The sequence below is a fragment of the Micromonospora sp. DT4 genome, from assembly GCF_049841675.1.
Taxonomy (GTDB): domain Bacteria; phylum Actinomycetota; class Actinomycetes; order Mycobacteriales; family Micromonosporaceae; genus Micromonospora.
In genome coordinates this window covers 12,659-29,719 of sequence record NZ_JBNCKT010000071.1, presented here as the reverse complement: position 1 = coordinate 29,719, position 17,061 = coordinate 12,659, and the positions used below count along the sequence as shown (strand labels likewise).

Genomic DNA, 17,061 nt, shown 5'->3' with positions numbered 1-17,061 from the left:
CACGCGGTAACCCACCCGGTCACCGCACCCCTGAAAACCAGATAACCAACTCTCCATCAAACCCGGGGCTTGACAGGGTGGATAAACATCCACAGTCGAAAGATTTCACGACCGTGTATAGCAGTGACAGTGCCAACGACCCCCGACACCAATCAGGTTGGAATCCTGAAAGGACACCCAATCCATGCCCGCCCCACCCCCGCACCGCCCCCGATTCCGCGCCGCCAGGTGGGCGGCAACCTGCCGGCCACGTCACGCGGCGCCAACTGCCCGGCTCCACCAACACGTTGGGCCGGCGATGAACGGCTCAGCCGCCCCGCAATGGCGGCCAGACCCCCTCCTGACCATCGACGACGTCGCCGCCTGGCTGGGCAAGCCCAAGAACACCCTCTACGCCTGGCACAGCCGAGGCAAGGGACCCCGCGCCATCCGCGTCGGCAACACACTGCGCTACCGGCGCAGCGAAGTCGAACGCTGGCTCGACGACCACACCGACGCGGAGCGCTGACCCGATGGCCCGACCTGAACTACCCATCGGCACCTGGGGCAACATCCGCACCCAGAAACTCGGACCCAACCGGTTCCGCGCACGAGCGCGGTTCCGCGACTACGACGGCAAGACCCGCGACATCGAGGCCACCGGCACCACCGGCCCGGCCGCCGAACGGGCACTGAAGGTCAAGCTACGTGACCGCACCACCCCCAACGACGACGAGATCACCCGGGAGACCCGCGTCAGCACACTCGCCGACCTGTGGATCAAAGAAATCACCGCTGAGGAACGGATCGCACCACAGACCATCCAGCGATACGAAACCAGCACGCGCAACGCGATCCTGCCCGCCCTGGGCAACCTCCGAATCAGAGAAGCCAGCGTCGGACGCCTGGATCGGTTCCTACGCGACATCGCCAAGGACCGTCCCTCGGCAGCCAAAGGCGCCAAAGTCGTCCTGAGCCAGATGTTCGCCCTGGCCGTACGCCACGGCGCGATCCCCACCAACCCCGTACGTGACACCGGCCGGCTCCGTAAACCTCGCCGTGCGGTCGTCGCCCTCACCGACGAGAATCTCCAGGCCGTCCGGACCGCTATCCGCGACTGGCAGCGACCGATCCCCGGCAAACCTGGACCACGGCACAGCGGCGATCTGGCCGACGTCGTCGACCTGATGCTCGCCACCGGCGCCCGCATCGGCGAGATCCTTGCCCTGCGATGAGAGGACCTCGACCTCGCCGCCGAACGCCCCACCCTGACGATCTGCGGCACGCTCGTCTTCGTCAAAGGCCAGGGCTTCTCCCGCCAACCCTGGACCAAGAGCGACGCCGGCTGGCGGATGGTCGTCCTACCCCGGTTCGCCGTCGGCATGATCCTGGCCCGCAAGCTCGTCGCCGCCGACAACCCCCACGACGCGATCTTCGCCTCCCGACGCGGCACCTGGCTATCCCCCACAACAACGTCCGCCGTCAGTGGCGTGAGGCTCGCGCCGACACCGACCTCGCCTGGGTCACTCCCCACACCTTCCGCAAGACCGTCGCCACCCTCATCAAGGAAGAGACCGACACGAAAAGCGCCGCAGCGCAGCTTGGACACTCCAGCGAGGAGGTCACCGCCACGTACTACATCGCCAACCCGCTCAAGCCCCGGACGTCTCGGACATCCTCGAGCGACTCGGCACCGACCGCGGGGCGCGGCAACGTCCCGCACCTGCATTGCCCAACGATGCGCACGGATGACAAACCTGGTTGCCGACCCCGGTAAACGGGGGGTTTTCGGGGGGCGGTTCAAAACCCCATAGACAAACTTAAAGCCCTGACCAGCGTTTCCGCTGGTCAGGGCTTTTTGTCTGTCGGGACGGCCGGATTCGAACCGACGACCCCTTGACCCCCAGTCAAGTGCGCTACCAAGCTGCGCCACGTCCCGCCCCCGCAGAGTTCTCCCTGCGACAGCCGGTACAGCTTAGCGCAGCGCCCCCGGGCCGTCCGCACAGGCCCCACCCGCGTTGTCGGAGCAGCGAACCAGCCCACAACCCCTAGACCATCCTAGGGGGGTGGGCCAGACGGTAACGGTCTGGCCCACCCGACAGAACACCCGGATTACCCGTGCGCCTTGCCCCGGCCGCCCGGGCCGAGCTTCTTGCGGGGGCGTACGGAGATCTCGATGGGGCTGCCCTCGTACCCGAATTCCTCGCGGAGCTTGCGCTCGACGAACCGCTGGTATCCGGCGTCGAGCGGGCCCGTGGTGAAGAGCACGAACCGCGGCGGCGCCACCCCGGCCTGAGTGGCGAACAGGATGCGGGGCGCCCGTCCGCCGCGCACCGGGTGCGGGGTGGCCTGCACGAGCGCGGTGAGCCACTGGTTGAGGTGCGCCGTCGGTACGCGGGTCTCCCAACTGGCGAGGGCCTTGTTGAGGGCCGGGGCCAGCTTGTCGACCGCGCGGCCCGTCATGGCCGACAGGTTCAGTCGGATCGCCCAGGGAATGCGGCGCAGCTCCCGGTCGATCTCCTTGTCGAGATAGTACCGGCGGTCGGCGTCGACCAGGTCCCACTTGTTGAACGCGATGACCAGCGCCCGGCCGGCCTCGGTCACCATCGACAGGATCCGCTGGTCCTGCTCGCTGATCGGCTCGCTGGCATCCAGGAGCACGACGGCCACCTCGGCGGCCTCGATCGCGCCGGCGGTGCGCAGACTGGCGTAGTACTCGGTGCCGCTGGCCTTGCCGACCCGCTTGCGCAGGCCGGCCGTGTCGACCAGCTGCCAGATCTGGCCACCGATCTCGACCAGGCTGTCGACCGGGTCCACTGTGGTGCCGGCGACCGAGTCGACGACCGCCCGTTCCTCGCCGGAGAACCGGTTGAGCAGGCTGGACTTGCCCACGTTCGGCCGGCCGACCAACGCCACCCGGCGCGGCCCACGCGGCCGGTTCTCGACGATCGCCGGGGCCTCCGGCAGCGCGGCGAGGATGGCGTCCAGCAGGTCGCCGGAGCCACGCCCGTGCAGGGCGGACACCGGGAACGGCTCGCCGAGGCCCAGCCCCCAGAGCGACACGGCCTCCATCTCGATGGAGGTGTTGTCGGCCTTGTTCGCCACCAGGATCACCGGCTTGGCGCTGCGGCGCAGCATCTTCACCGCGGCCTCGTCCACGTCGGTGGAGCCGACCATCGCGTCGACCACGAAGAGGACCACGTCGGCGGTGACCACCGCCGTCTCGGCCTGCGCGGCGATGGCCGCCGCGCGGTCCTTCGCGTCCGGTTCCCAACCGCCGGTGTCCACCACGGTGAACGACCGGCCGTTCCACTGCGCGTCGTACGGCACCCGGTCCCGGGTCACGCCGGGAATGTCCTCCACGACCGCCTGCCGGCGGCCGATGATCCGGTTGACGAGGGTGGACTTACCCACGTTGGGGCGGCCCACCACAGCCACCACCGGCTGCGGACCGGTCGGTTCCTCGACGGCGAGGTCCGGCTCGCGCAGCTCGACCCAGCCACCACCATCGCTACTCATGCCACGCCCCGCTCGGTGAGCAGGTCACGCAGCCGGGCCACGACCTCGTCGATGCCCAGCTCGGTGGTGTCCAGTACGACAGCGTCCGCTGCCTGGGCCAGCGGGTTGACCTTGCGGGTCGAGTCGAGCCGGTCGCGGCGGGCCAGGTCGGCGGCGGTGGCCGCCACGTCGGAGGCGTCCTCGGCGCTACGCCGGGCGGCACGCGCCGCCTCGGAGGCGGTCAGGAAGACCTTCAGGTCGGCGTCCGGCGCCACGACCGAGCCGATGTCCCGGCCCTCGACCACCATCCGACCGGCATTGACGATCATCTCGCGCTGCCGGGCGACCAGCAGCTCCCGGACCGCCGGCACGGCGGCGACGGCGGACACCGCCTGGGTCACCTCGGGGCCGCGGATGTCCGCGTCCACGCTCACGCCGTCGACGGTCACGCCGTACCCCTGGGGGTCGGTGCCGATCCGCAGGTCCGCCTCGCCGGCGACCTTGGCCACCGACGCGGCGTCGGTGAGGTCCACGCCGGAGCGCAGCACGGCCCACGTGATCGCCCGGTACATCGCCCCGGTGTCGAGGTAGCGCGCACCGATGCCGACGGCGAGCCGCCGCGACACGGTTGACTTACCCGAACCGGACGGCCCGTCGACAGCGACCACACATCGCTCGGCCCGTACGTTTTCCTCCACCGTGTCCTCCTCAGCCCGTACCTCGCGGATCGCCCGGTGCTCTGACGCCGCAAGCGGTTGTCCATCGTCATCCATCATGCCCGGGCCCGTGACGGACCCATGCGCGACGCCGCCCGAGGCGACCCACGCCACCTCCGGCGGCCGCTTCCCGGCCGCTGCGGAGCCTACCGGCAGCCGTACCCCGAAGCCCGGTGGTCAGTCGCCCACCGCGCGGAACAGGGCGGCGACCTCCGCGTTGGTGAGGCGCCGGAGACGCCCGGTGCGCAGGTCGCCCAACCGGATCGGACCGATGGAGGTACGCACCAGCCGGGTGACCGGGTGCCCGACCTCGTCCATCAACCGCCGGACGATGTGCTTGCGGCCCTCGTGCAGGCTCAGCTCCACCTGGGCACTCTTGCCCAGGGTGTCCACCACTCTGAACGAGTCGACCTTGACCGGCCCGTCCTCCAGCTCGACGCCCACGAGGAGCCGCTTGCTGAGGTTGCGCGGGATCGGCCCGACCACCTCGGCGAGGTAGGTCTTCAGCACCTCGTACGAGGGGTGCATGAGCTTGTGCGCGAGGGTGCCGTCGTTGGTGAGCAGCAGCAGGCCCTCGCTGTCCGCGTCGAGCCGCCCGACGTGGTAGACCCGCTGCTCCAGGCGATTGCCGATGAACTCGGCCAGCTCGTTGCGCCCCTTGTCGTCCGACATGGTGGTGACCACACCGCGCGGCTTGTTCATCGCCACGTAGACGAGGCGGACGTCGACCTGGAGGCGCTCGCCGTCCACGTGGATCACGGCGTTGGCCGGGTCGACCTTGTCGCCGAGCTTGGCGACGCGCCCGTCCACGGTGACCCGACGCCGGAAGATCAGATCTTCACAGGCGCGGCGGGAACCCACGCCGGCGGCGGCGAGCACCTTCTGCAGGCGTTCCGCGCTCTCGTAGACGGGGGCGTCGGATTTCGGGGAACGATTATCGGGTCGCATCAGCAAGCTCTTCTACGTCGTCGGGCAGGAAGGGTGCGAGAGGTGGCAATTCGTCGACGGTGTTCAGCCCGAGCTTCTCCAGGAACAGCGTGGTGGTCCGGTACAGGAACGCCCCGCTGTCCGATTCGGTGCCGCACTCCTCGACGAGGCCGCGAGTGACCAGCGTACGGATGACGCCGTCGCAGTTGACACCCCGGATGGCCGAGATCCGCGACCGGGTCACCGGCTGCTTGTACGCGACCACGGCCAGAGTCTCCAACGCCGCCTGGGTCAGCCGCACGGACTGCCCGTCCAGGACGAACCGCTCGACGTACGTAGCGTATTCCGGCCGGGTGTACAACCGCCAACCGCCGGCGGCCCGCCGCAGCTCGAACCCGTTCCCGGCGGCCGTGTAGCCGGCCGCGATGTGGTCGAGCAACGGCCCGATCCGCTCGGCCGGCTGCTCGAGCACCTGGGCCAGGAGCAGCTCGCTGACCGGTTCGTCCACCACCAGGAGGATCGCCTCCAGCGCTCCGCGCAGCTCGTTCTCGGGCAGGTCGGGCGCGGGCTGCGGCACGACTGTCGCCCGCCGCCGCCCCACAGGCTCCCGCCGAGGTACGCCCCGAGCCGCCCCCGCATCAGCCGCGAAGGCCGGCTCCGCGCTCTCAGCCGGCACGGGCTCGGCAGGGTCGGCAGCGACGGTCGTCGGGGCGAACTCGACCGGCTCGTCAGTCTCAGGGGACTCAGCAGCCGCCGACCCGGCCTCGGGGGTGGTGGAGGCCGATGGGCGCGGGCGCTCCCACGGCGGAACCCAGGCGGCGGCCTGGTCGGCAAGGGAGTCCCGGCGCTCCTCGTCACTCATCCCGCTCACCCTCCGTCGTTCCCGTCCCGGTCGGACCCGCCGGCCTCCCCCGCCACCACTGGCCCCGCCACCACTGGCCCCGCCACGTCCGGCCCGGTGGGCGGGTCGGGTTCGGTGGGCGCGTCCGGCCCGGTGGGCGGGTCGAGTTCGGCAGCGGCGCCGGCGTACTCGTCGACGTGCAGTTCGGTCTCGCCGTCGGCGGGCCCGGTCCAGCGCACGGTCAACTCCCCCAGGGCCTGCTCCTGCACGAAGGCCACCAGACCCTCCCGGTACAGCTCCAGCAGCGCCAGGAACCGCGCCACCACCTCCAGGGTGGCCTCGCAGTCGGCGCAGAGCAGCGAGAACGTCGCCGTGCCGGCCCGGCGCAGCCGGGCGGTGAGGATCGCCGCGTGCTCCCGCACGCTGACCCGCACCATGTGCACGTGGGCGATGGACACCTCCGGCGCCACCTTCGGGGTCATCGCCTTCACGGCCAGCTTCAGCAGCCGCTGCGGGCCAATGCCGAGCACCAGGTCGGGCAGCGCCTCGGCGTAGCGGGGCTCCAGGCTCACCGCGCGGGGATAGCGCCGGCCACCGACCGCCTCCAACTCGGCGATGTGGGCCGCCGCCTCCTTGTACGCCTTGTACTGCAACAGGCGGGCGAAGAGCAGGTCCCGGGCCTCCAGCAGGGCGAGGTCCTCCTCGTCCTCCACGTCGGCGGAGGGGAGCAGCCGGGCGGCCTTCAGGTCGAGCAGGGTCGCGGCGATGAGCAGGAACTCGCTGGCCTCGTCGAGGTCCCAGTCGTCGCCCATGGCCCGGATGTAGGCGATGAACTCGTCGGTGACCGTGTGCAGGGCCACCTCGGTGACGTCGAGCTTGTGTTTGCCGATGAGCTGCAACAGCAGGTCGAAGGGGCCGGTGAAGTTGGCCAGTCGCACCGTGAACCCGGCGGGCTGCGCACCGTCGACCACGGCCGGATCGGCGGTGTAAGGCGGGTCGACGGGTGGCGCGGTCACCGCACGACCGTAGTCCACGAGGCGGGCACCGGGCGTTCCTGCTACCGCTCCGACTGGGCGGCGATCACCTCGCGGGCCAGCTGACGGTAGTTGCGCGCCCCGGAGGAGGCCGGGTCCATCGTCGTGATCGGGGCACCGGCCACGGTGGACTCGGGGAACTTCACCGTCTTGGTGATGACCGTCTGGTAGACCTTGTCGCCGAACGCCTCGACCACCCGCTGCAACACCTGCCGGCAGTGGGTGGTGCGGCTGTCGTACATGGTGGCGAGGATGCCCTCGAGCTCCAGGTCGAAGTTGAGGCGTTCACGCACCTTGTCGATGGTGTCCAGCAGCAGGGCCACACCACGCAGGCTGAAGAACTCGCACTCGAGCGGGATGAGCACGCCGTGTGCGACGGTCAGCGCGTTGATCGCCAGCAGGCCGAGCGAGGGCTGGCAGTCGATCAGGATGTAGTCGTACTCCTTGCGGACCGAGCGCAGGACCCGGGCCAGGGCCATCTCCCGGGCGACCTCGTTGACGAGCTGGATCTCGGCGGCGGAGAGGTCGATGTTGGCCGGCAGCAGGTGCAGGCCCGCGACGTCGGTCTTGATGAGGACGTCCTCGGCGGTCACGTCGTCCTGCATGAGCAGGTTGTAGACGGACAGGTCGAGGTTGTGCGGGTTGACCCCCAGACCCACCGAGAGCGCGCCCTGCGGGTCGAAGTCGACGAGCAGCACCTTGCGGCCGTACTCGGCGAGGGCGGCGCCCAGGTTGATGGTGGTGGTGGTCTTGCCCACGCCACCCTTCTGGTTGGCCATCGCGATGATGCGCGCCGGACCGTGCCGATCGGTGGGCATCGGCTCGGGGATCGGCTTGCGCATGGTGTAGGCCGCCGGATCCGCCGGCCCCAGATCGTTGCCGAGCGCGGCCTGCTGCTCGCGGAGCTCCGACGTCCACGTCTCGGCACGGTCACCGTTGCCAGCCATGTGCTCGTTGCCCCCTCCCGACGACCCACCCGGCGTCGGAGCCGTCCGACGTCCTTCGCGGCGCCGCTGCGCACCCCGGTCGTGTCGCCCCAGGAGGTCCGCGCCGATGCCGACTGTACGCCACCGACCAGCAGGGCGTTCGGCACCGGCCCGGCGTGTCGGGGCCGACGCCCACCGGGCGTCAGTCGCGAGCGCGCGGGTGAGCGGTGGCGTACACCTCGCGCAGCCGTTCGACGGTGACGAGGGTGTAGACCTGCGTGGTGGTCACCGAGGCGTGGCCGAGCAGTTCCTGGACGACCCGCACGTCAGCGCCGCCGTCGAGCAGGTGTGTCGCGTACGAGTGGCGCAGGGTGTGCGGGGACACCGCCGACGGTCCGTCGACCGGCAGTCCGGCGCGGCCGGCGGCGTGGCGCAGGATGATCCAGGCGCCCTGCCGTGACAGCGCGCCACCCCGGGCGTTGAGGAAGACCGCAGGGGTACCCCGGCCGGCGGCGGCCAGGGCGGGACGGGCCCGGACCAGGTAGGCGCGGACCGCGTCGACGGCGTACCCGCCGATCGGGACGAGGCGCATCCGGCCGCCCTTGCCGCGCAGCAGCACGGTGCCCTCGTCGACGTCCAGGTCGTCGATGGCGGCGCCGGTCGCCTCGGAGATGCGCGCGCCGGTGCCGTACAGGAACTCCAACAGCGCCCGGTCGCGCAGCGCGAGCGGCGCGCCGTCGCCGGTCGCGGTGACCGGGCCGGCGGTCTCCAGCAGCCGGACCACGTCGTCGACTCCCAGCGCGCGGGGCAGCCGGCGTGGCGGGGTGGGCGGGTGGACGTCGCGGCTCGGGTCGGCGCCGGCCAGCCCCTCACGCAGGGCGAACCGGTGCAGGCCGCGGACTGCGCTCGCCGCGCGGGCGGCGGACGACACGGCCAGGGGCGGATGGTCGTCGTCGCCGGCGCGCAGTCGGGCCAGGTGCGACTCGACGACGCCCGCGCCGACCGACGCGAGGTCGGTGACGCCGGCGTCGGCCAGGGTCGTGAGATAGCGGTCCAGATCCCGGCGGTACGAGGCGAGGGTGTTCGCGGACAGGCCGCGCTCGACGGTGAGGTGGTCGAGGTAGCCGCGCACGGCACGGCGCAGGGCCGGCGCGGGCTCGACGCCCGCACCGGCCCGTTCGACAGTGGAGTCGGTCAGCCCAGAACCTCGGCCAGCGGGAGCACGGGCATGCCGTGCGCCTCGGCGACCGGGCCGTAGGTGACCTGGCCGTCGTGGATGTTGAGGCCCAGCGCCAGCGCCGGGTCGTTGCGCAGCGCGTCGCGCCAGCCCTGGTTGGCCAGTTCGAGCGCGTACGGCAGGGTGACGTTGGTCAGCGCGTACGTGCTGGTGTTGGGCACCGCGCCGGGCATGTTCGCCACGCAGTAGAAGATCGACTCGTGCACCTTGTAGACCGGGTCGGCGTGCGTGGTGGGGCGCGAGTCCTCGAAGCAGCCGCCCTGGTCGATGGCGATGTCGACGAGCACGCTGCCCGGCTTCATCCGGGAGACCAGCTCGTTGGAGATGAGCGTCGGGGCCTTCGCGCCGGGCACCAGCACCGCGCCGATGACCAGGTCGGCGTCGAGGACGGCCCGCTCGATCTCGTACGCGTTGGAGGCGACGGTCTGCAGGTGGCCCCGGTAGATGGCGTCGGCCTGGCGCAGGCGTGCGACGTTCTTGTCCAGCAGCAGCACCTCGGACTGCAGGCCCAGGGCGATGGCGGCGGCGTTCATGCCGGAGACGCCGGCGCCGATGACGACGGTCTTGGCCGCGTACACACCGGAGACGCCGCCGGGCAGCACACCCCGACCACCGCCGGTACGCATCATGTAGAACGCGCCCACCTGCGGGGCGAGCCGACCCGCGACCTCGGACATCGGCGCGAGCAGCGGCAGCGACCGGTCGGGCAGCTCGACGGTCTCGTACGCGATGCCGGTGACCCTGCGGTCGATCAGCGCGTCCGTGCACTCCTTGGAGGCGGCCAGGTGCAGGTAGGTGAAGAGCACCTGCCCCTCGCGCATCCGGTGGTACTCCTCGGCGATCGGCTCCTTGACCTTGAGCACCAGCTCGGCGGTGTCCCACACCTCGTCGGCGGTGCCGAGGATCTTCGCGCCGGCGGTGGCGAACTCCTCGTCGGTGATGCTGGAGCCGACGCCGGCGCCGGACTCGACGAAGACCTGGTGGCCGCTGCGGGTGAACTCGTTGACGCCCGCCGGCGTGATCGCCACGCGGTACTCGTGGTTCTTGACCTCGCGTGGGATTCCGACCTTCACGATGCAGACACCTCTCTTCGGGGGCTGAGCTCCCCCGACCGCTCGGTGCCACGACGGCCCCATTGCCGCCGCGGTCCACCGGTCCCGCCGGCGGCAGTCTAGGCGCGCCCGGCCCCGCCGCGAGCCAGCACAGTGGCATCCGGTGCCCGGGCGACCTGACGGTGTGTCAGGGCGCGGACCGGGCCGGCGGTGGGAGGGTGACCTCAACCGTCAGGACAGTGTTCGCCCATTATCGTCCCATCTGCCGTGTGGCGGTACGGACAGCGGCGAGTGGATCACTAGTGTGTCCGCCCATGACCACTCCTCCTTACCAGCCCGGGTACGCCCAGGGCGTCTCCGACAAGAGCAAGGTCGTCGCGGGCATCCTCGGCATCCTGCTTGGCACCTTCGGCGCCGGTCGGTTCTACACCGGACACACCAAGATCGCCGTTCTCCAGCTCGTCGTCGGCGTCTGCACCGGCGGTATCGGCGGCCTCTGGGGCCTCATCGACGGCATCCTGATCCTGGTCAACGGCGGCACCGACGCGCAGGGCCGCCCGCTGCGGGACTGACCTGCCACCGCGACATACAGAGGGGCCCCGCCGACGGCGGGGCCCCTCTGCGCGTACTCCCTGACCCGGCTGGACCGGCGCCGGCGCTCAGCGCGGCAGCGGTGCCTCCGCCCGGCGCAACGCCACGAAGCCGGAGTCCCGGCCGCGCGCCGCCGCGAGCAGGCCGGCCACCGCGGACGCATTGGTGATCTCGCCGGCCAGGACCATGTCGACGGCCTCGTCCAGGTCGACGCGGACGACCTGGAGATCGGCCTCCTCGTCGTGGCGCTCGTGACGCTCCCCCGCCGGCACCTCGGCCAGATCGCGGGCCAGGAAGACCCGGACGATCTCGTTGGTGAACCCGGGCGAGCTGTGCAGGTCGACAAGCACGTCGATCCGCGCGGCGGTCAGGTCGGCCTCCTCGGCCAGTTCCCGCAGCGCGGCGGCCGGCAGCTCCTCACCGGAGACGTCCATCAGCCCGGCCGGCAGCTCCCACAGGTGCCGGCCGACCGGGTGCCGGTACTGCCGGATCAGCACCACCTGGCCGGCGTCGTCGAGGGCCACCACGGCCACCGCGCCGACGTGCCGCACGAGGTCACGCAGCGCGGTCCCGCCGCCGGGCATGGTCACCTCCTCGGTGACCACGTCGAAGATCCGCCCGCAGTACCGCTCCTCGCGGGAGCGGACCTCGTAACGGTGCTCACTCCGCTCGCTCACGCCGACGCCTCGCTACGCTCCACGACGGCGCGAGGCGCCCCGCTGCTGAACCTGCTGGTTCGCTCGCTCCGCTCGCTCACGCCGACGCCTTCGTCGCGGCGCCGTTGCGGGCGGCCTCGCGGACGGGCGGGGCCTCCGACGCGGCGTCGAGGTCGACCGGCAACTGGTCGGCCTGCGAGTACGCCACGGCGGCCTTGACGAACGACGCGAACAGCGGGTGCGGGCGGGTGGGACGGCTCTTCAACTCCGGGTGCGCCTGCGTGGCCACGAAGAACGGGTGCAGATCGCGGTCCAGCTCGATGAACTCGACCAGCCGGCCGTCCGGCGAGGTCCCGGAGATGTGCAGGCCCGCCTTGGTCAGCGCGTCCCGGTAGGCGTTGTTGACCTCGTAGCGGTGCCGGTGCCGCTCGCTGATGTCGGTGCTGCCGTACGCCTCGGCGACGATCGAGCCCTCGGTCAGGGTCGCCGGGTACCCCCCGAGCCGCATGGTGCCGCCCATATCGCCCTTGCCGGCGACGATGTCCTCCTGGTCGGCCATCGTGGCGATGACCGGGTGCGCGGCCTGCTCGTCGAACTCCAGCGAGTTGGCGCCGTCCAAGCCGGCGAGGTGCCGGGCCACGTCGATCGTCATGCACTGCAGGCCGAGACAGAGACCGAGCAGGGGGATGCCGTTCTCCCGGGCGTACCGGGCCGTGCCGATCTTGCCCTCGATGCCGCGGACGCCGAACCCGCCCGGGATGAGGATGCCGTCCACGCCGGCCAGGGCCGCCGCCGCGCCGGCCGGGGTGACGCACTCGTCGCTGGGCACCCACTTGAGCTGCACCCGCGACCGGTTACCGAAACCGGCCGCCCGGATCGCCTCGCTCACCGACAGGTACGCGTCGGGCAGGTCGACGTACTTTCCGACCACCGCGACGGTCACCGTGTGCCGGGGCCGGTGCACCCGCTCCAACAGGTCGTCCCAGCTCGCCCAGTCCACGTCCCGGAACGACAGCCCGAGCCGGCGCACCACGTACGCGTCGAGCCCCTCGCGGTGCAGCACCTTCGGGATGTCGTAGATGCTCGGGGCGTCCGGGGCGGCGACGACCGCCTCGGCGTCCACGTCGCAGTAGAGCGAGAGCTTCTCCTTGAGCTTCACCGGGATCTCCCGGTCGCAGCGCAGCACGATGGCGTCCGGCTGGATACCGATGTTGCGCAGCTGCGCCACGGAGTGCTGGGTCGGCTTGGTCTTCAGCTCGCCCGACGGCGCCAGGTACGGCACCAGCGAGACGTGCAGGTAGAAGCAGTTGTCGCGGCCCAGGTCGTGACGAACCTGACGGATCGCCTCCAGGAACGGCAGCGACTCGATGTCGCCGACGGTGCCGCCGACCTCGGTGATGACCACGTCGGGCAGGACGCCGTCGTCGTCCGGGTCCGCCATCGCCAGGATTCGCGACTTGATCTCGTTGGTGATGTGCGGGATGACCTGGACGGTGTCGCCCAGATACTCGCCGCGGCGCTCCTTGGCGATCACGTCCGAGTAGATCTGCCCGGTGGTGACGTTCGCCTTGCCGGACAACGCCCGGTCGAGGAAACGCTCGTAGTGCCCGACGTCGAGGTCGGTCTCGGCGCCATCCTCGGTGACGAAGACCTCGCCGTGCTGGAACGGGTTCATCGTCCCGGGGTCGACGTTCAGGTAGGGGTCGAGCTTCTGCATCACCACGCGCAGACCGCGCGCGGTCAGCAGGTTGCCGAGGCTGGAGGCGGTGAGGCCCTTACCCAGCGAGGAGGCGACGCCCCCGGTGACGAAAATGTGCCTGGTCGTCCGTGCTGATGGGGCCAAGGCCTGCTCCCGTGTCGTCTGTCGCGGTCATGCAGACCGCCGTGCTCGATCAGCAAAGTGATCACGCGATCCACGGGATTCCACGGTAACACCTCCACGACGGGTACTTGCAGGCCGCACCCCGGGCGGAACAGGAACGGGCCACCGGGCGACGTCCGGCGGTCAGGAGGAGGCAACCTCGCTCGATGGCCGGGCGACCGGCGCGTCCGCCGGCCGCCGCTGCGCCGGAGCGGGCGGCGCCGTGGCGCCGGCGTCCGCCGTCGGATCCTCCGGCCGGTCGGCCCCGTCGCCCACCGGGGGCTCCGCGGGCGCGTCCGGGTCCGGCCGCAGGACGACCGCGCGGGATGGCGCGGCAGGCGGTCCGCCGATCGGCCGCGGGTGACCCGCTCCCAGCGGCCCCCCGCCACCGTTCGGACCGCCACCCCCGCCGGCCGGCCCGTCGCCCCCGGCGCCCGAATCGTCGTCCGCCTCGTTCTCCCGGGCGCGGCCCGTGCCGGGGCGCGTCCGGTCGGCGGCGTGCCCGAGAACCCGCAGCGACGTCAGCGCGGCCATCGGCACCACCAGGGCGGCCGCCGCGCCGGCCACGTCCAGCGCCGCGCCGTCGAGCACGCCACCCAGCACCGCCGCGACCGCCGTACCGCCCAGCGCCGCCCGCACCGCCGGGTAGATGCCGAAGAGCCGCATGAGCCCGCCCCACGGCTGCAACAGGGCGAACCACACCAGCAGCCCACCGGCCAGCGCCAGCACGGTCAACGGACTGTTCACCAACGTCTCGAAGTTCGCGGTGCTGGACCGGTGCACGGTGAACCCGCCGGTGCCGTCACCGACCGCGGACAGGAACCGGCCCAGGCTCCCCCGCTCGGCCGCCGGCCGGCGCAGGTCCACCACGGCGAAGCCGATGCCGACCGCCAGGGCGGCCATGGTGGCCCACGCCAGTCGGCTGATGGTCAGCCAGCCGCCGGCGCTGATCGCCGCCGCCACGCTGAGTCCGGCGGTCAGCGCGATCGCGCCGACCGGGTCGGCGCCCAGGTACGGACTGCCGACCACCACCACGGCGAGGCCGCCCACGGCGACCATCACGGCCGGCCTCCAACGACGGTGTACGCGCTGGGCGAGCCACCCGCCGGACACCAGCGCGCCGGCGAGGAACACCCCCAGCCCGACCGTGCTCAGCCCGGCGTAGCGGCCACCCTGCAACGCCGAGTAGCCGACCACGCCGTTGAACTGGAGTCGGGCGCCGGTCAGCACGTCCACCCCGACGACAAGCGTCGTGAGGCCGGCCACCGCGCCGAACGGGCCGAGCGTCTTCGCGTACCCCGGGGCGAACCGGACCGCGGCGGTGCCCCCCGCGACCAGCAGCGCGGTGACCCCGGCGAAGATCCACCCGGGGTGCCCGCCCCGCCACCAGGGGACGGCGTCGGCCAGCAACGCGGCCGGGACGGTCAACGCCGCCGCGACCAGCAGCAGCTCCACCACCGCCACGACGCGGGCGGAGACCGGGGTGGGGCCGGTCGGGCCGGCGTGCGGTCGCGCGCGACGCAGCAACGGCAACACGGCCAGGGCCAGCAGCACCTGCACCCCGGCGAGCAGGGTGAAGAACCCGCCGGAGACGGTCCGCTGGGCGGACGCCTCCCGGTCGGCGTCCGCCGGCGCGTTGATCGCCTCGGTCAGGTCCGCCGGTCGGCCGCCGGTGCTGACCGCCGGGCGGCCGAGGAACAGCCGCTCCGGCATCGGCCGCCCGAGTGCGGCCAGCGCCGTCGGCGCGAGGTCGACGAGCTGGAGGTACCCGTCACGGCCGGTGCTGGCCGAGGTGAGCCAGCCCCGCTCCCAGCCCGGCCCGTCGGCGATCGCCACGTGCAGCCGCGACGGCCGCTCGGTGTCGGAGATGCCGGCGACCAGCACCAACGACCGCGGCGGGCGGGCCGCCAGGACCCGGGCCAACTGGGCGTCGGCCGCCCGTGCCTCCTCGGCGCGCGCCGCCGGGTCGGTCCCCTCGATCGTGCCGAGGTCGACGATGCTCAGCACGCACGAGCCGAGCAGCCGACGCGGATCGGCCGGCAGACCCGCGGCGTACCGGTCGACCCGGCCGAACGGGCGGGCGGCGGCCACGGCGGCCCCCGGCCCCACAGCGACCGAGCAGCGCACCGACTCCGACAGCGACCCCGGCAGGGTGCCCCAGGGCAGCCGCTGCTGGTTGTACTGGACCACGCTCTCCTGGTCGGACAGGTTCGCGCCGATCCCGTCCGGCTGCTCCACGGCCACGCCGGCCGGCGGACAGCCACCGGCGGGCCGGGCGCCGTTCCACCCGGCGAAACTGCCCGCGCCGAGGGTCAGCCAGCCGTCCACCGGGCAGGTGGGCCGGTGCGCGGACCGCACCGACAGGGAGCCGATCGACCCTTCCTGGGCCATCCGCCACAACGTCGGGGTGTTCTGCTGGTCGACGTCCTCCCAGCGCAGCCCCGCGACCCCGGCGAGCACCACGAAGTCGGCGGTACGCTGCGGGGTGCCCTGGGGCGGCCGGACGGCCAGCGCGGCGACGCCCAACGCCACCACGAGCACGGTCAACAGGGCCGGAGCGAGTCGACGCACCATCACCGGTGTCCCGTCATCGGCGCGTCGGAGCCGGGGGCCGCCGGGTGCGCGGCCAGTTCGGCGTAGAGGGCTTCCAGCACGGCCACCGTGTCCGTCTCGATGGGCCACGTCGCCGCCCGCTCGGCGCCGCGCCGACCCAGCTCGGCCCGGGCCGCCGGGTCGTCGAGCAGCGCACGCACGGCCACGTCGACCGCGTCCACGTCGACCGAGGGGATCAGGGCGGCGGCGTCACCGACCAGCTCCGGCAGGCCGCCCACCGCGGTCGTCACCAGCGGTACGCCGGCCCGCATCGCCTCCTGGGCGAACAGCTGCCGCGCCTCCCAGTCGCTGGTCACCACCGCGAGGTCGGCGCCGGCGAGCAGGTCGGCCACGTCGGTGCGGTGCCCCAGCAGGGTCACCGGAGCGCGCGCCGCCGAGATCCGGGCGGCCAGCGCCAGGTACGCCGGGCCGCTCCCGGCGATCACGACGACCGGCGGTGGGGTACGCGTACGCCAGCGGGCCGCCGCGTCGATCAGCACGTCGTAGCGCTTCTGCGGGTGCAGCCGCCCCACCGAGAGGATCAACGGCTGCTCCTGCCGTACGCCGAACTCGGCGCGGACGGCGGCGCGACGTCGACGCGGCGCAGGCAGCGTCGGGGCGGCGACCGGGGCGAGGCGGGCATCGGCGGCACCCAGCGCGGCGGCCCGCCGGACCAGGTCGGCGGAGGCACCGAGAGCCACCCGGGCGTTCCGGGCCACCACCCGCTCGACAAGCCGCGAGACCCCGCCGCGCAGCCCACCAGCGAGGACCGCGTTGTGCCAGGTCACCACCAGCGGGGCGGCCGGACGGGCCAGTACGGCGACGAGACCGGCCCGCAGGCCGTGCGCGTGCACCACGTCGACGGGGGCCGCGGCGAGCGCCCGCCGCAGGGCGAGCACCGCCCGCGCGTCGGCCGGGGTGGGGCTGGCGGGGATCTCCACCGGCGCGAAACGCGCGCCGACGCCGGTGAAGTCGAACTGCTCCTGCGTCGCCGCCGGCCCGCAGACCAGCACGTGCGCCCCGGACGCCACGAGCCCGCGCGCCACCGAACGGACGTGTTGGCCGACGCCACCGGTGCTGGACGCCAGCAGCAGCGCCACGGAGCCCGACCAGCCGCTGGTCGCCGTCATGCCGGCCACCGCCGGTTGGTG

At 72.4% G+C, this 17,061-nt stretch carries 14 protein-coding genes, 1 tRNA gene and 1 pseudogene; 3 read left to right on the top strand and 13 right to left on the bottom strand.

The features are described from left to right. The first annotated feature begins 298 nt into the window (after window positions 1-298). Together ACLQ24_RS19680 and ACLQ24_RS19675 are read left to right on the top strand one after the other, a co-directional pair. Complete coding sequence (locus ACLQ24_RS19680) at window positions 299-508, top strand: helix-turn-helix transcriptional regulator (protein ID WP_425893177.1); 210 nt, start codon at window positions 299-301, stop codon at window positions 506-508. A gap of 4 nt (window positions 509-512) precedes the next feature. Then, window positions 513-1,731 (top strand): annotated as a pseudogene (locus ACLQ24_RS19675) (tyrosine-type recombinase/integrase). A 113-nt stretch (window positions 1,732-1,844) separates the two neighbouring features. Here ACLQ24_RS19675 and ACLQ24_RS19670 read toward each other — a convergent pair. The 9 genes from ACLQ24_RS19670 to ald all read right to left on the bottom strand — a co-directional run bounded on the left by ACLQ24_RS19670 (window position 1,845) and on the right by ald (window position 10,231). After that, window positions 1,845-1,918: transfer RNA gene (locus tag ACLQ24_RS19670), tRNA-Pro, on the bottom strand. 173 nt (window positions 1,919-2,091) lie between these two features. Further along, window positions 2,092-3,498, bottom strand: coding sequence for a ribosome biogenesis GTPase Der (gene der / locus ACLQ24_RS19665; protein ID WP_425893176.1), 1,407 nt, complete (start codon window positions 3,496-3,498; stop codon window positions 2,092-2,094). Next, window positions 3,495-4,175: a (d)CMP kinase gene (gene cmk, locus ACLQ24_RS19660; protein ID WP_425893175.1), complete on the bottom strand. Its 681-nt coding sequence runs from the start codon at window positions 4,173-4,175 to the stop codon at window positions 3,495-3,497. The genes der and cmk overlap by 4 nt, the downstream gene beginning before the upstream one ends. Window positions 4,176-4,370: 195 nt before the next feature. After that, a complete protein-coding gene (locus tag ACLQ24_RS19655) occupies window positions 4,371-5,141 on the bottom strand; it encodes a pseudouridine synthase (protein ID WP_425893174.1) in 771 nt (256 codons plus the stop codon). Continuing rightward, window positions 5,128-5,982: an SMC-Scp complex subunit ScpB gene (scpB, locus tag ACLQ24_RS19650; RefSeq protein ID WP_425893173.1), complete on the bottom strand. Its 855-nt coding sequence runs from the start codon at window positions 5,980-5,982 to the stop codon at window positions 5,128-5,130. Before scpB ends, ACLQ24_RS19655 begins: the two co-directional genes overlap by 14 nt. A gap of 5 nt (window positions 5,983-5,987) precedes the next feature. Further along, complete coding sequence (locus tag ACLQ24_RS19645; RefSeq protein WP_425893172.1) at window positions 5,988-6,977, bottom strand: segregation and condensation protein A; 990 nt, start codon at window positions 6,975-6,977, stop codon at window positions 5,988-5,990. 41 nt (window positions 6,978-7,018) lie between these two features. After that, window positions 7,019-7,942 carry a ParA family protein gene (locus ACLQ24_RS19640; protein WP_357120878.1) on the bottom strand — a complete coding sequence of 308 codons (924 nt, stop codon included), beginning with the start codon at window positions 7,940-7,942 and terminating at the stop codon, window positions 7,019-7,021. Window positions 7,943-8,123: 181 nt separating this feature from the next. Continuing rightward, complete coding sequence (locus ACLQ24_RS19635) at window positions 8,124-9,119, bottom strand: site-specific tyrosine recombinase XerD (protein WP_425893180.1); 996 nt, start codon at window positions 9,117-9,119, stop codon at window positions 8,124-8,126. Further along, entirely contained in the window at window positions 9,116-10,231 is a 1,116-nt protein-coding gene (gene ald, locus ACLQ24_RS19630) for an alanine dehydrogenase (protein ID WP_425893171.1), read from the bottom strand. Before ald ends, ACLQ24_RS19635 begins: the two co-directional genes overlap by 4 nt. A gap of 293 nt (window positions 10,232-10,524) precedes the next feature. Here ald and ACLQ24_RS19625 point away from each other — a divergent pair, with 293 nt between their 5' ends. Continuing rightward, window positions 10,525-10,782, top strand: coding sequence for a TM2 domain-containing protein (locus tag ACLQ24_RS19625; protein ID WP_425893170.1), 258 nt, complete (start codon window positions 10,525-10,527; stop codon window positions 10,780-10,782). 87 nt (window positions 10,783-10,869) lie between these two features. Here ACLQ24_RS19625 and ACLQ24_RS19620 read toward each other — a convergent pair whose 3' ends face one another. The 4 genes from ACLQ24_RS19620 to ACLQ24_RS19605 all read right to left on the bottom strand — a co-directional run bounded on the left by ACLQ24_RS19620 (window position 10,870) and on the right by ACLQ24_RS19605 (window position 17,040). Further along, window positions 10,870-11,478: an NUDIX domain-containing protein gene (locus ACLQ24_RS19620; RefSeq protein WP_425893169.1), complete on the bottom strand. Its 609-nt coding sequence runs from the start codon at window positions 11,476-11,478 to the stop codon at window positions 10,870-10,872. 76 nt (window positions 11,479-11,554) lie between these two features. Continuing rightward, a complete protein-coding gene (locus ACLQ24_RS19615) occupies window positions 11,555-13,300 on the bottom strand; it encodes a CTP synthase (protein WP_425893168.1) in 1,746 nt (581 codons plus the stop codon). Window positions 13,301-13,462: 162 nt separating this feature from the next. Next, a complete protein-coding gene (locus ACLQ24_RS19610; RefSeq protein ID WP_425893167.1) occupies window positions 13,463-15,892 on the bottom strand; it encodes a hypothetical protein in 2,430 nt (809 codons plus the stop codon). Then, complete coding sequence (locus ACLQ24_RS19605; protein ID WP_425893166.1) at window positions 15,892-17,040, bottom strand: glycosyltransferase family 4 protein; 1,149 nt, start codon at window positions 17,038-17,040, stop codon at window positions 15,892-15,894. Before ACLQ24_RS19605 ends, ACLQ24_RS19610 begins: the two co-directional genes overlap by 1 nt. Window positions 17,041-17,061 lie beyond the last annotated feature (21 nt).